This window comes from Flagellimonas olearia, assembly GCF_004150225.1.
In the GTDB taxonomy this organism is placed as follows: Bacteria; Bacteroidota; Bacteroidia; order Flavobacteriales; family Flavobacteriaceae; genus Flagellimonas; species Flagellimonas olearia.
The window spans coordinates 78275-93539 of sequence record NZ_ML142911.1; the positions used below are offsets into that span (position 1 = coordinate 78275).

A 15265-nucleotide genomic window follows, 5' to 3' on the forward strand; every position below is an offset into this window, starting at 1 on the left:
TTTAGTAAGATATTTTTAAGCCTACGGTGTAGGTTTTGGCTATAGGATAATTACCACCGGTGTTGTATCCCGAGGTAAGGATATCACTTGAAGTACCGTCTGGGTTCCAGCCCCTCCACTTTGTGGAAGTGAATAAATTGTTCCCGGAGAGATAGACTTGAAGGCTTGACAGCTTGATCTTGTCCAAGAAATTTTTCTGGAAACTATATCCTACGCGCAAATCCCTGAATCTTAAATAATCCCCATTGCCGTCTTCCACAGTCACAGAACTTCTTAAAATCTTTCTGGAGTTAGAAAAGTTTCCAAAATTGGGCTGTCCCAAAAATCCATCAGGGTTGTTCTCTGGATGGTATCTATTGTTGAAGTAATACGTGGTAGGCAAGGCAAAACCTTCGCCAGCCTCGGTCAGTGAGCTTAAGTCACCATCCAACAAAGTTCTACCCTCAACCCCTACAAAGTTGAAGCTCAAGGTGAATCCCTTATAATCCAGATTTGCCCCAAAGCCGTATGTAAAATCCGGCGCAAAAGTGCCCTTGGCCACTTTATCATCATCATTGATGGTACCATCGCCATTCACATCCACTGCCCTAAGATCCCCGGTAAGGGTTCCATCCAAATGGGGGTAGCTATCAATTTCTTCCTGTGTTTTAAAAACCCCATCGACCTTGTAACCATAGATCTCCGCAATGGGATGGCCTATCTGGGTCACAAACAATTGATCCCTACCTGTGGCAATTCTATCTTGACCTGGGCCCAGTGCCAATACTTTGTTTTCATAAGAAGTAAAATTGGCATTGAATCCAATCCCTACTTCTCCAATGGCAAAACCATTACCAATGACTTGAAATTCCCAGCCTTTGTTTTCCATTTCCCCAATATTGGCCAGAACATTGTCGTATCCGGTTTGTTGAGGAACAGGAACATCCAATAAAAGATCTTTGGTATTGGTCTTGTAATAGGCCATATTAAGGTTCAACTTATTGTTGAAGAGACCCAAATCCAGCCCAATGTTCAAGGATGAGGCCACTTCCCATCCCAAATCGGGATTCGGTGCTGAAGTGGTAATATACCCTGGGGCAATTCCACTATCAAACACATAATTGGAGTCAGTTACCAAAGCTTTAGAGCCATAGGTCCCAATCTGATTGTTCCCGGTTTGTCCCCAGCTAGCCGAAAGCTTTCCAAAACTTACGATATCGTTGCTTGGGAAGAAATTCTCCCTACTGAATACCCAACCTCCTGAAACGGATGGGAAATTACCCCACCTGTTGTTGATACCAAACCTAGAGGACCCATCACGTCTGATAGCCGCAGAGAAGAGGTATTTCGAGTCAAAGTCGTACTGCAAACGTGCCAGATACGATTCCAAGGTCCATATTCCTATACTGGCCGATGCCGTATAGGCGCTGGCCCCTGCAATATTCTGAATATTATCATCGGCAAATCCTGTTCCAGTGACCCTTGTATAATCCGTTCTTTCCTTTTGAAAAGTATACCCTCCCAACAAGTTAAAATGGTGCTTGCCAAAATCCCTGTCATAGGTCAGGGTATTTTCAATCAAGTAATTGACTTTGTTCTGCTTGTACTGATCTGCGTTGGCATCAGCCCTCGGTGCCGGGGTTCGATATGACCCCACTCCAATGGGGTAGTAATAATCCCTCACATAGGTATCGTAATCACCACCCAAAGACAATCGGTAGGTCAACCCTTCTATGATCTTGGCGTCCAAGAACAAGTTTCCAAAAGTTCTAAAACGCTGTTTCTTGTCCGTCACCAAGGTAGATGTCGCCACAAGATTTTCAACTGGTGTACCATTGATTCGAACTCCTTCTATTTCATGTTGTTCGTTCACCAATTGTTCGCTGATATTTATGCTGCCATCTTCCTTATAAGGGCTATAGAATGGAAAATTCAAAGGAATCAAGCCCAAAACACCGTTGCTACGACTCCCCTGATCCACGGAATTTTCAATGGAGTAAGACGGTTTAAGGTTGATCCCAAATTTGATCTTGTCATTTATCTTACTTTCCAAGTTTACAGAAGCAGAATAGCGCTTAAAGTCGGTTCCTATAACCACTCCTTCTTGATCGAAGTAACCTAGGGAAGTGTAATATTTGGTCTTCTCATTTCCTCCTGAAACGGAAAGTGCATAGTTGGAAATGGGGGCGGTCCTAAATCCTTCGTCCACCCAATCCGTATTGATGAGGCCAGATTCACCATTAAGGTATGGCAGCAGTTCTGGTAAGAACAATTCCCTCCCATCTATCTGTTTTCCATTGATAAGCTTGGTCACCCGTACCGCATTGGGATCGGATTCACTTCGGTTGGCGGGGTCTTTTGATACATAGCCCCAGTTGCGGGCCTCCGTCAAGAACTGGGCAAATTGATAGCCATCCACCAATTCTACCCCTGAACTTTGTTGCTGAACACCCCCATAGGTTTCCAAAGTAATCACAGGTTTTTGATTCGAAGAAAAGGAACCAGCCTTGGTCGTGATCAGAATAACCCCGTTGGCAGCCCTTGACCCATAAATGGCAGCAGAAGCTGCGTCTTTAAGAATGTTGATCTCTGCAATATCATTAGGATTCACCGAGCTGAGGGCACTGCCTTCTGTCAAAGGAAAACCGTCCACAACAATCAATGGGTTTGTCCCCGCCGTAAGGGTACCTGTACCCCTGATAATGATTTGGGAGTCCGCCCCTGGTTGCGCATTGGATTGGTTAACGATTACCCCTGAAAGCTTTCCGGCCAATTGCTGGTCTACCGTGGCAGCGGTGACATTTTCAAGTTCCTCGTTCTTGATTTCAGAAACAGAGCCCACCACTTTGGCGCGTGCCTGCTGTCCGTAACCGATCAGTACCACCTCCTGTAATGCGGAAGAGGCCAATTGTAACTGAACAATAAGTCCGCTTTCCCCGGTTACCAACACTTGCTCGGTGGTGTAACCAATGTAGGAGACTTCCAAAATAGCTTCTGGACCCACTTCCAACGTGAAATGGCCATCAAAATCTGTAGCCGTTCCATTCATAGTTCCCTTTTCAACAACCGATGCACCCGGAAGGGGATCTCCATTTTCATCCATGACCGTACCTGTAACCTCTTGAAAGGCTACTTCCACCACTTTTTGTGGGGCATTGGGTCTTTTGTCAATTGAGATGTTCTCATCAATGCGCCTAAACGCCAATCCCGCATCCTTGGCCAACAACTCCAAAAGAGACCTCAAGGAAACATTGCGATATGTTAGACTGTACTTATTTGTTAATCTGGAAATACCACGTCCGTATACAAAATTGAAAGTGGTTTGTTCTTCTATATTGCTAAGAATCTCCTCGATCGAGGCATTTTTGACCGATATATCGACCGAAACTTGGTCCAACTTCTGCGCTTTTACCGTTGATGCAAAAATTGGGTTCAGAAGCGCAACAATCACAATAAGGAAAGAAATTTTCATTGTCAACGCTATAAATTGTTTTATCGTTAGTGAATTCATAACTTCACAAAATGTTTAATGGTTATTTTTTAATCGTTAAATGGCCGCAGTCTGTTGATCCTCGCCAAAGTGTCGCAGACTGCTTTTTTGTTCTAGGGGTCTTATATCATAGGCTTTGTTCTTTTTATTTTCATTTAGTTAGTTCTTGCAAAAACCCTTAAAAAGGATATTTTCTTGATCTATATATTGGTAATCCATACCCTTGGTGGCATACTTGATACTCTCAAGGACCACCTGTAGTTTGGCATTTTCGTACCGTGCCGTGACATGGCAATTTTTCAGTTTATTGTTTTCAAAGTCAACATGAATGCCATACCATCTGGACAGCATTTCCGAGGCTTCCAAAAACGTAATATCATTAAAGCGGATGATACCATTTTTCCAATCGAGATAATTATCGTTGTCCAGTTTTGACTTTGTCATCACATCCTTTTCCCTGCTATACTCGGCCTTTTCGTTGGGCAATAGATATACCGTGTTCACTTGACCATTTTTTGAAGTAGACTGCACCTGTACTTTTCCAGTTTTCACGGTAACGGAAATATGGTCATTGAAGGCATAGGAATTTACATTGAATGAAGTTCCCAATACTTTGGTGGTGACTCCTTCGGTTTTGATGAGAAAAGGTTTGTTTGGATTTTTGGCCACTTCAAAAAAGGCTTCCCCGTTCAAGGTCACTTCCCTTACCGGGGCTCCCTCAAAACTTTCTGGAAATTCAATACTGCTACCAGCGTTCAGGGTTATCTGGGTGCCATCGCTCAGCACAATATCACTCCTTTGCCCCCATTCGGTGGTTTTGGTAATAATCGACTGTGCCAATTCTTGCTCTGGCTGTGTCTTGGACTCCAAATAGACGGCCGAACCCAAACCGACCAATATGAGGAGGGAAGCAGCCACTTTTACCAAGTAATTGTAAAAGGGGGTGGGAGCTTTTTTGGCTTCCCGGACAATTCCTGCCTTTTCTGCGAAGCCCAAGTATATCTCTTCCTTGATTTCCTTTTCCCCATCAAAATAAACCTCATCTTCTTCTTGACCATCATAAGAGTCAAGAACCCTGTCCAAAAGTTCTTCTTCTTGTTGGGTACAGTTACCCTCCAAATATTTATCGATAAGGTGTTTGATTTCTTTTTCGTTCATTCTTCGTTGTGGCCTCTACCCTATAAGAGGGAAAAATGAAGTAGAACCCTAAAAAAGATTTCGATTTTTTTTAAAAAAAATTTAGGACACCAACACAGCACCCCGTAACTGCTTAATGGACTGTGTAATATGATACTCCACCGTTTTTGTGGAAATATTCAATTGATAAGCGATTTCCTTGTTGGTAAGCTCATCGTATCTACTCATTTTAAAGATTTGGCGGGTCTTGGAAGGCAATAATTCTATACGCTTTGCCAAGGTGTTTTGGGTTTCCTTGAAGTATATCTCCTTTTCCACATTGTTTTCCCCAAAAAAAGCATGAGCCTTATCCAAAAAAGTGGTATCCAACCTTTTCCGTCTCAAAGACTCCAGACATCTATATTTAGTGGTAGCAAACAGGTATGCTTTGGTATCCTTTATCTGGAGTTCCTTTCTTTTGGACCACAGTGTAAAAAATACTTCCTGGACCACATCTTTTGCTTCCGTTTCGTCCTTTAAAAGCTTAAGGGAAAAAAGATAGAGCCTCTTCCAATGCCTATCATAGAGCTGCCGGAAGGCAAGTCCGTTGTCCTGTTGGGACAATAATAATAGGTGGGCATCAGAGGTATCCATATAGTTTTGTGATGTGGTACAATACTACTTAGAATACTTAAATGCAGTATTAATTAAACTTTAATTTTTGGGATATTCCTTAACAAGATACATCCCAAAAACACCAAAACCATCAAATCAACACCTATAGGGCATGAATTTCCCATACGCATAAAGTCACCGTCAATCAAAGGATTGGATCGTACCTTCCAATTTTTCAAAAAACTTCATTTCTGCCAAAAACTGCCAATCAAAATTCAAGGATTGATTGGCCAGGTGCACATGGTGGTCCTGATCCAAAATATAGTCTTTGGGTTTCTGCAATATCCGGGTTTTGGAATACACCCCTTCAAATCCCTTACGCAATTGGGCAAAAGCCTCTTTTTGGGCAAGAATTCCCTGTAAGCCCTTTTTCCTTTCCTCCACAGACGGTAATGCATCCACCATTGCCAGTTCCTCGACAAGGTCCGCTGAAAAAACAACTAAACCGGCTACCTCTTTGTAGACCTCTAAAGTATAGGTGTTCCTGTCCGCAACTTGGGAAAGTGAATCTATAACCCCCAACACCTGTTCTCCCGTGGCAGAGATTTCTTTTGCATGGGCTATTCTTTCCGAATTGGCCTCGGTCCATTTGCCTGGGTTGTTTGCATCCGGTAAATCCATCACTCCTTTCTCCAAAGGAGATTCCATGGTCTTTAAGTAATTACGTTGATTTCCTTTTAAGAGAATATTTTTCCATTTGTCCACTGGATCTTCCAACTTATCTATAAAGGCTAACTCCCCATCCATGGCCGTGTCACCAAAATATCGAAAACGAAAAACATCCTTAAACTCTTCTTTTGAGCGTTTATCACCAGCCCATGCATATTCGGCAAAGGCCAAGATGCCCCTCTTGTAGAGTTCAAAATGGGGCGAATCGTCATCCCATAAGGTCAATAACAACCCATTCAACCCATTGTCAATGGAACTTAGGGCAAAACTTCGGATATTTTCAATATTGCTCTCATTCTGCGGCATTAAAACCCACCGGGTTTGGCCTGCCGTAGCCCCAATTGCTTTTAGTCCATGGTCTTCAAACCATTTCATGGCCTTCTTGTTACCGTAAATCTGGGGCGACCTATAGTTCCATCTCATATAGATGGTGTTTCTAGGAAAATCATCCAAAAATTGGTTCAAATCGGTTTCTTTGACGGCCCAAAGACTATCTACCTGTTCTTTGGTGTACTCATCGTAGTGCATGGTTCTATACACCCCTACTTCCTTGAACAGCATATCATCCCACATAATTGGAATGCGCCCTTGTTCCTCCGCAAATTGGGAAACCTTATCCAACCACTCCAATTGCAAGTCCAAGCTAGACCTACCGCTATTGCCTCCGGTAGTATGTACCTCATCCCCTCCCAAGTGTAGGTAATTGCCATGCGGAAAAGCTTCCAAGGCGTCCCTATACAAATCAAACTGCACTTCATAGGTTTCATCCAATAAGGGATTGAAGGCCCAGTCACTTTTAGGGTCGTCCCTTAAATGTTCAAAGGCTTTATGCTTCAAGACAAAAGATGCATGGCCCAACCCTTGCACCAATGGACTGATCCTGATGTTGTGCTTTAGGGCATATGCACTGATTTCCTTCCATTGCTCCTTTGATAGGGCATCTTTGGATCCTACTATGGGTCTTCTGGAATATTGAAGCTTGTCCTCTATCTCAATAATGATGGCATTGATTTTATAATCGGCAAGCTCATTGATCAGTTTGAGGTAGTAATCGTAGGTATCCAAGTGGTGTTTTACATCCAAATGGATGGGCCTATAGGCCAGCTTGGGGGCATCGGTTATTTGAACAAGGGGTAAGTTCACCTCTTGATCTTTGGCATCCTGAATCAACTGCTCCAAGGTCTTCATTCCATAAAAAGCACCTGCCTGATCCTTTCCAACAATTTCAATGGTTTCCTCCCCTATGACCAAGGAATACCCTTCAGCGTTCGTGTCCAGATTTTCATCAATGGTTATAGTGACATCTGCATCATCTGCCTGTTCCTTCAAATTAAGGTATTCACTCATTTGGAGTTCCGTTGTAAAAGAACCCCCATAGGTTTGGATGTTCTGGGGTTCAATCTTGCTTACCCCTGAGATTTCAAAGGAATCGGGAGAAGGTAATATGTGAAATTCACCCAAGGGTGTTGATTTCTCGCCACAGGCCACCATGACCACGGCCATCAGGCAGTACACTACTCTATTGATCATTTACGTCTAGTTTTAAAATTTAGAAAGATTTCGCAAGTTTTTATATTCAAAAAAAGGTATTCAAAAGAAAAATACTTGTTTAATCTTTTCTTTAAAACTACGCAATCTCATGAAAATTGGAAAATTTTCTGGGAATTTTTAGTTAAAATCTGCAACAGCATTCGAAACAACAACCCTACAGCTGGGACCAATATCCCTTTTTTATCCTTTTGATTTTAGGATTTTCCTATCAGAAATACTTGGTACAATTTCATTGCCAATGGTCAGGGTAGAATAATTACCAACCCCCAATTCGGCAGGTGATTCCCCTTGCCATTCACTTTTCTTTCCGGCAAGCGTGACCGTTTGCGTCTCGGGGTCTATGGTCATAAATGCAAACAATGAGTCTTTATAAGGACAGGTGTAGGAAATCCATGGATGATCTTCATGGATTTTTTCGGTATAACTTTGGTGCTGATAATCCCCTCCAACCCACAAATAGGATGCAGAGTTAAGATGGAGGTAGGATATGCCATCCTTTTCCAAGAGCATATCAATATGGGTATGCCCATTAATGGCAAATAAAATCTTCCCTTTTGCAGTCGAAAGAATACTTTGTATTTCCTCGGCATTATCCACCGCCGATGGCCCCAACAAAGGTTGATGGGAAATTATGATCACGGGACCTTCCACGGTTTTCAATTGTTGTGCCAACCAAGACTGTTGTTCTTTTCCGATATAGGATGGATAGCCCCCCTGATGTGTGGGCGACCCTGTCTCATTACCATCCAAAACAATGAAATGAATGCCTTTCACTTCTTTCACGTAGTACCTAGCAGGCATGCCCCAGTAAGAAAGACATTGGTCCGTGGTATATCCCGCATCGGTATCGTGGTTACCGATAACATGCAGCGCTTCCTCATGAGCATTGTTGAAAAGTTGGATTACCTCTTTGTTCTTGTCCCCGGGATAAGCAAAATCCCCCAACTGCATGATGGCATGCGGCCGTTGCACCTTCACATCTTCAACAAAGGCCTCCATGCGTTGCAATCCATCGTGCATAATGTCTTGGTGCAAATCCGTGATCAAACCAATTCGCACCGGTGCCGGGCCCTTAAAAGTTGAACATGCCATGTTTGGCAACGAAAAAGCCAAGCAAGATAAGGCCGTGCCCTTCACAAAATCTCTACGGGTAATACCCTTCATCTGTTTTTCCATAATCTTTCCATCTTCAACTTTATAAACTAATCAACTGTTATTGAGTGAAATATAAATCAAAATAATGCAACATCCGTACCCCATGCATGACTTAAGCCAGACTTCTATTTTGAGACACCCTTCGCCTGAAATAAAAAATAGTGATCAACACCAAAAAAGCTATGGACAACCCAGAAATAAAATTCAAGGAGACAAAGAACCCTGTCCAGGTACCCCGGTAGTCCATAATCTCCTTTAAAAATAGGACCGCCACGCTGCACAAATACCCCAAAGCATCAGCCGTATAGAACAAAAAGCCAACATTACCCCTATAATGAAGCAAAGCAATCAACCTTTCAAACAAGAGACAATGGAACAGGATATAGGGCAAATACACCCCCATACCGGTACTTATCATCCAAGCAATGGGAGAAATAAGGGATTCCTGAAACAAAAAAGTGGACAACAACAAGGTGGCCGTACCGGCCAAGGTAAGCCACATCCCCATATTAAAAGCCCGTTGATTGTTACGGATAAGAATGCCCAGAGCGGCCAATACCAATACCACCATGGCCACTGGAATTTCAGTAAGGGTAATGAGCTCCGGCTCTTGGGCATAGCCAAGTTCTGACCAAAACTCCACCACAAAATTGTCCCTAAAATCCCTGATGATGGTCAGAAATATATAGATCAGTACAAGTCCCAGATATCCAAGCCCGTTCTGTCTTAAAAAGGTCTTGCGCTTTTGGGCATCCATGGGCATACGCTCTGTACGCTCCGCCATATCTTCACTACTGGGTTTTTTGGAGCGATTGAGCATCCAAACGGACAGTAAAAAAATGGGAAAGAACAGCAAGCCAGTTGCAAAGGGCATAACATATTCATCAATTCCATATTCCTGGATCAATATCACCCCTACGGTTTTCACCAAACCTGTCGAAAAAATAAAAGTGGCACTCAAAGCCGCGGCAAGCAACTCGGTATTCTTCCGCCCTTCCAAATAGGACAAAACCACTCCAAAGACCATTCCCAAAGGAAGGCCGTTCAAGAAAAGTGCAATGATCTTTAATTGTGGGGGCAGCATGGCAAACACCAAAAGCATTACCAATCCAAAACCCACTAAGCCAATCAACCACCGTACCCGTTTTGAAGACTCCATCTCCGAAATCATCTTGATACCAATAAACTTGGAAAGCATATACCCCAACACCTGACTAATGACCAATACGGTCTTGGGATCGGCCTTAAAACCCAAGGCCAAATCCACATACTGCCCGGCCAAAAAGGACTTCCGTACGGCATACATCCCTGTGTAACACAGAAATCCGGCTACCATCAACCAAGAAGTATGCAACCATTTTTTACTGATCATTTGTGTTGCCATGGCATTTTTTCAATCTTTAAGGTTTACGAAATTAGGATGTATCAAAAATAGGTTTGGACTTTTTCTTTCCTGTGAAGTAAATGTAAAACAACCATTAATTTTTCTTTATGATAAATTTTATTTCTTATAAAGAAAATATTTCAATTTACCTTTGATGAAAATTTTAGCAGGTGGACGAGGGTAAACACATTTTAAAGCACATGGGCTCCAAGATTCGAAACCTACGAATGGGCAGGGGGTGGAAGCTTGGGGAATTATCGGAAAAATCCGGAATAAGCATGGCCATGTTGTCCAAAATAGAGAATGGCAGGGTATACCCCACCTTCCCTACTTTACTCCGTGTATTGAAAACTTTGGAAGTAGACCTCAACGCCTTTTTTGAGGACATGTCCATGAACACTGATTTTCCGGGCTATATATTCCATAAGAGGGAAGACTATACCGAAATCACCAAAGAGGATTCCATTGGCTTTCGGTATGAGAACATTCTAACCCAAAGCCTGAGCGGTATTTCATTGGAAGTTTCATTGTTGACCCTTAGCCAAGATGCTGAACGGGAACTATTGACCACGGACGGTTTTGAATACATCTTCTTGGTAAAAGGGGATATCAATTACATTTTGGACAAGAAAATATTCCACTTACGGGAAGGCGACTCCTTATACTTTGATGGTCGCCTGCCCCACGTGCCCAAGAACAATCTGGAGTCGGAGGCCATTTTATTGGTCGTTTATTTTATCACAGAACTTTAATCAAATCGTATCATGTCAAAAGCAAAAGCAATGGTTTTTGAAGCGGTCGGACAACCGTTTTCCCAAATTCAAATGGAGTTGCCAGAGCTGAATACCGATGAAGCCCTCATCCAAATCGATTACACCACCATCTGCACCAGCGACCTGCACACCTTTTACGGAAAAAGAGGGGGCGCTTGCCACAGTATCTTGGGGCATGAGATCATGGGAACCATCGCAAAAATACCTACAGAAGGCATCCAAGATTACCATGGTCAATCTCTTCAGATTGGGGATCGGGTCACTTGGTCGGTGTATGCCCATGACAAAAACGATCCTATGGCCAAAAAGGGTATTCCGCAAAAGTCCGGCGACCTTTTTAAGTACGGACACGAACCCATGACCGGCCACAACCCATTGAACGGCGGTTTTGCCACCCATTGCCATTTAAGGCATGGGTCCACACTTTTTAAATTGCCGTCAAACCTGAGTCAAAAGGAAGCCGCCCCCTTGAACTGTACACATGCCACCATGGCCGGGGCCATGCGCTTGGCGGGTGATTTAAACGGAAAAAATGTTCTGGTAAACGGCGTTGGCATGTTGGGCCTTTCAGCCTGTGCCATGGCCAAGGAATTGGGAGCAAAAACTGTTTTCTCCATGGATGTGGACGAATCAAGGCTCACCTATAGTAAAAAATTTGGAGCCTCCATAGGATTGGATGCTGTCTTGACAGCCTCCGAAGTGCTGGACCTTATCGCAAAAGAAGGGGGAATCGATGTAGTGATTGAGACCAGTGGTGTTCCCTCCGCAATTGAAAAAAGTATGGACATCTTGAATATTGGAGGGGTTTGTGTCATGGTCGGTGCAGTGTATACCCAACGGGACTTGGCCATCAATGCGGAACATATGGTTCGAAAACTTTTAACCTTGAAAGGGTTGCACAACTACGCCCATGACGATTTGCGTTTTGCCATTGATTTTTTATCCAAGAACCACAAGAAATACCCCTTTAGGGAATTGGTGGGCGCTGAATTTCCACTGCATCAATTGGATGATGCCTTTGAATTGGCCCATAATGGCACTTACTATCGGGTGGGCATCCACCCGTAAGAACGGATGACCGTTCCCATCAACCCTTGGGCCAATGGGTTTCAAGACCCTGGGTCCTGATCCAATCCTGGAATTCCACAAGTAGATTTTTCTGTTCCCGAACCGCTCGAGGTGGTACATTTTTCCGTTGGGCAAAAGCCACCAACATCCCAACTGCCTCTCCAATACTCCACTCCACAGGATGCAGTCTAAAACAGCCATTGGTAATATGGGTGGTACCAATATTTTTATTGGCTGGAAGTAAATTGTTCATTCGTTGTGGAAGCAATGCGCCCAGAGGAATCTGGAAAGGCAATGACCCAAAGTCCACATAGTTGATTCCCTGATTGCTAGGATGTAAATCAATATGGTAGTATCCGGTTCCGACGCTATCGTAAAAATCGGCAGAGGTTTTCCCCGCATCATTCCCTGCCACCATTCGGCGGTTTTCCGCACCAACATGCTCCTCCAGTACCCTAAACTCTGCTTTGATTCTTCTGGCCTCGCGGATGTAGGGATATTTGGCCATACCGTCTTCGGTGCCCATCACATCCCCTCTGAGTCGTAAACCTGACCATCCTTGTCCCCCATCAGGTCTTGGGGCTTCCGTCTGAAGCCAGTAAAATAAAGAAAGGTTGAGTTGCCGTGCGCCATCCACATGTTTTTGAAATTCTTCTTCGCTGACATCGATTAAGTTGCCCATAAAATAGTCGTTTTGCGGCCAGTTGACCACCGTGATGTCCCCGTCATACGTGCCCGAAACAAAATTCGCCTTGCTGATGAGCCTACGATATAACCAAAGGTTGAGCATTTCCCCGGTTTTCTTTCCTTCGGGATGAAATCCCAGGTTTTTGGGTTTCAGCGTCCGGGGATCGGAATAGTTCAACTCCAGTAATTTGCCAGCCCAAGGTGTATCCATTTGAGGAACATAGTTGCTCCAAAAATCATAATCCTTTGGCCGATCGATAATATTGTTGACCCCGGGTTGGTAGTCCATCGCAAAGCACAAGGTAAATGCCTGATTGTTTTTGGGATTGGCCACTTCTGGAGCATGCAATTCCCCTGTCTGACTTTTGGACTCCGTCCCAGTAACATATTCGGTGCCTGTGAGTGGGAGTAAATCCCCACATTCCGTGGCATCTATAAAATAGGGGGCATGAAGAACCAGAGTACGGTCACTTTTCAAATCCTTGGCTTGAATGGACTTTACATCGTCACCGGTAACGTCGGCAGCATCGATCTTATGTTCAGTCAGAAGCGTCAATTTTCCGGAACTGATAAAAGGAAGCAGCATCTCCGTCAAAACCTCCACGGTTACCCGGGGTTCATGACAAATTCGTGAGACTGAACCATCCCCGGGATTCAGATGGGAACGACCTTTTGCATCCGCCGTGAGCGGATAGTTTCGCTTATAATACTCCCTGATTCGATTTCGGTATTCACGATAAGAAGCAGGAGCTCCATGGGTTTCTATCCAGTTATGCTCGTCCGGGGGGACACCCTGCTGGGATACCTGACCACCTATCCAATCGGTTTCTTCGGTTAAAATGACCTTGAGCCCATTTCTACAAGCTGCCAAAGCTGCTGCGCAGCCTCCCAATCCGCCCCCAGCAATGACCACGTCAGCCTTCAATTCCTTGGCCGCTGTAAAAGTATGAGCTTGTTTGGGTGATTTTGCATTGGAAACCATAGGTCCCGCCAGTAATATTCCGCTAGTTCCGGCAGAAACCGAGGACAAAAAACTTCGTCTCTTCATATTTCGCTTTAAGTGGGGTTATATATCCTACGAAATATAGTCAAAAATACCTTTCTGAAGAGTTGGCCACCACCGAGTTTGTATTAAATCAATTGGGGATCAGAAGGGCATCCAAAGAAAAACCCATTAAAAGCTATAAAAAAAGCCTGAGACAAATGTCTCAGGCTTTTCAAATTCAAACGTGTAGTTTTTAGTGACCTTAACAGGACAGAATTCAAACTTTTTGAAAGAAGATATTGAAATTATTATCAATAAATCATTTCATATTAGAAGTGCTTGATTTTAAATCCATCAAGGCATTTTAAGTGCAATAGTTAAGACTTAATCTGACAATCTTAATAAAGTAATGGCTAGTACAGATTATGATGTCCTTCCTCCTTGTTTGATGATAGCAGTGCTTTGACATTGCTTGTTCCACCGTTTGCCAGAATAATCTCCATCCGTGGGACTGTATGCAGAAACTACGATTATTAGGATAATTCTTCCACAAGACCTGAAAAAAACGGACATAGTACACCACTTTAAACGGAAAAAATTGAGCATGGGGAAATCGCATATAAGTAACTGACCTACATTCATCTGTAGCAAAAGATAAGATGGTTCAAACTATCCGTTTTTAGTGGGTCCCATTATCCACCCCATTCACCTTGATGACGTCATATTTAGCTATTTACCGATTTTGCCTTGGATTTGTTTGGGGTAACGATCTCCCACTACCTCGATTGCATCCAACATTTGCGTTATATTTTCAAGTTCTCCGGTGGTCAATACTATTCTTGAACCTCCAATGTTTTCCATAAGACGGTGTAATTTGGATGTACCTGGAATAGGAACAATGAAAGGTTTCTGAGCCAAAAGCCAGGCAATGGCAATTTGGGCCGGGGCAACTCCTTTATTTTTTGCCACATCAACCACCAAACCAACTAAATCTTGATTGGTCTTCCTGTTTTCCTTTGAAAAGCGGGGAGCGTGGTTCCTTGCGTCCAAATCATTAAATTCGGTGTCCGGTGTAATTGTCCCTGTCAAAAATCCTTTTCCCAATGGACTGAAGGGTACCAAACCTATTCCTAGGGTTTCCAACGTTTGCAAAACTTCATTTTCGGGTTCTCGATAAAACATAGAGTACTCACTTTGTACAGCGGAAAGAGGTGTTTCCCCGTGTGCCTTTCGAATGGTTTCTGAATCCACCTCACACAATCCAAAAAACTTCACTTTTCCTTCTTGTATCAAATCGTTTAAGGTACCAGCAACATCTTCAATAGGGATATTTGGATCCACCCTGTGCTGATAACATAGATCGATACAATCGGTCCTCAACTTTTTTAGTGAAGCTTCAATGGATGCCCTGATCGATTCTGGACGGCTGTCGGTCCCCATTCTTGGGTTACCCTCCTTAAACCCAAATTTTGTGGCAATAACCACCTCGTTTCGTAGTGGCTCCAGGGCTTCACCGACCAACTCCTCATTGTTCCCATAAGCTTGGGCAGTATCAAAGAGGGTTATTCCGTGTTCAACTGCCTGCCGTATCAATTGAATCGATGCTTCTTTGGTCGGGGCACCTGGGAAGCTCAACCCCATACAGCCATATCCTATTGCGGATACTTCCAATCCTACATTGCCTAATTTTCTTAATTCCATTTTTTAATATTTTAATTATTGTGGGCACGAAG

Annotated in this window: 10 protein-coding genes; 2 read left to right on the plus strand and 8 right to left on the minus strand. The window is 43.5% G+C overall.

The features are described from left to right. Position 1: 1 nt before the first annotated feature. From DN53_RS12360 to DN53_RS12385, 6 genes are all read right to left on the minus strand, one after another. Complete coding sequence (locus tag DN53_RS12360; RefSeq protein WP_242502134.1) at positions 2–3451, minus strand: SusC/RagA family TonB-linked outer membrane protein; 3450 nt, start codon at positions 3449–3451, stop codon at positions 2–4. 177 nt (positions 3452–3628) lie between these two features. Then, complete coding sequence (locus tag DN53_RS12365) at positions 3629–4627, minus strand: FecR family protein (RefSeq protein WP_129654597.1); 999 nt, start codon at positions 4625–4627, stop codon at positions 3629–3631. Positions 4628–4708: 81 nt separating this feature from the next. Then, on the minus strand, positions 4709–5239 hold the full coding sequence (locus tag DN53_RS12370) for an RNA polymerase sigma-70 factor (protein WP_129654598.1): 531 nt from the start codon (positions 5237–5239) through the stop codon (positions 4709–4711). Positions 5240–5401: 162 nt separating this feature from the next. Continuing rightward, positions 5402–7459, minus strand: a complete 2058-nt coding sequence (locus tag DN53_RS12375; RefSeq protein WP_129654599.1) for a glycoside hydrolase family 20 zincin-like fold domain-containing protein — start codon at positions 7457–7459, stop codon at positions 5402–5404. 201 nt (positions 7460–7660) lie between these two features. After that, positions 7661–8572, minus strand: coding sequence for a metallophosphoesterase family protein (locus DN53_RS12380; protein ID WP_165357417.1), 912 nt, complete (start codon positions 8570–8572; stop codon positions 7661–7663). Positions 8573–8747: 175 nt separating this feature from the next. Further along, complete coding sequence (locus tag DN53_RS12385; RefSeq protein WP_129654601.1) at positions 8748–10019, minus strand: DUF5690 family protein; 1272 nt, start codon at positions 10017–10019, stop codon at positions 8748–8750. Between the two features lie 170 nt (positions 10020–10189). Between DN53_RS12385 and DN53_RS12390 the strand changes: the two genes are divergently transcribed. Then, entirely contained in the window at positions 10190–10771 is a 582-nt protein-coding gene (locus DN53_RS12390) for a helix-turn-helix domain-containing protein (protein WP_129654602.1), read from the plus strand. 12 nt (positions 10772–10783) lie between these two features. Further along, positions 10784–11860: a zinc-binding dehydrogenase gene (locus DN53_RS12395; RefSeq protein ID WP_129654603.1), complete on the plus strand. Its 1077-nt coding sequence runs from the start codon at positions 10784–10786 to the stop codon at positions 11858–11860. A gap of 19 nt (positions 11861–11879) precedes the next feature. Here DN53_RS12395 and DN53_RS12400 read toward each other — a convergent pair whose 3' ends face one another. Next, complete coding sequence (locus DN53_RS12400; RefSeq protein ID WP_129654604.1) at positions 11880–13595, minus strand: FAD-dependent oxidoreductase; 1716 nt, start codon at positions 13593–13595, stop codon at positions 11880–11882. 666 nt (positions 13596–14261) lie between these two features. Next, the gene (locus DN53_RS12405) at positions 14262–15233 is read right to left on the minus strand and encodes an aldo/keto reductase (protein ID WP_129654605.1); all 972 of its coding nucleotides are present in this window, start codon (positions 15231–15233) and stop codon (positions 14262–14264) included. Positions 15234–15265 lie beyond the last annotated feature (32 nt).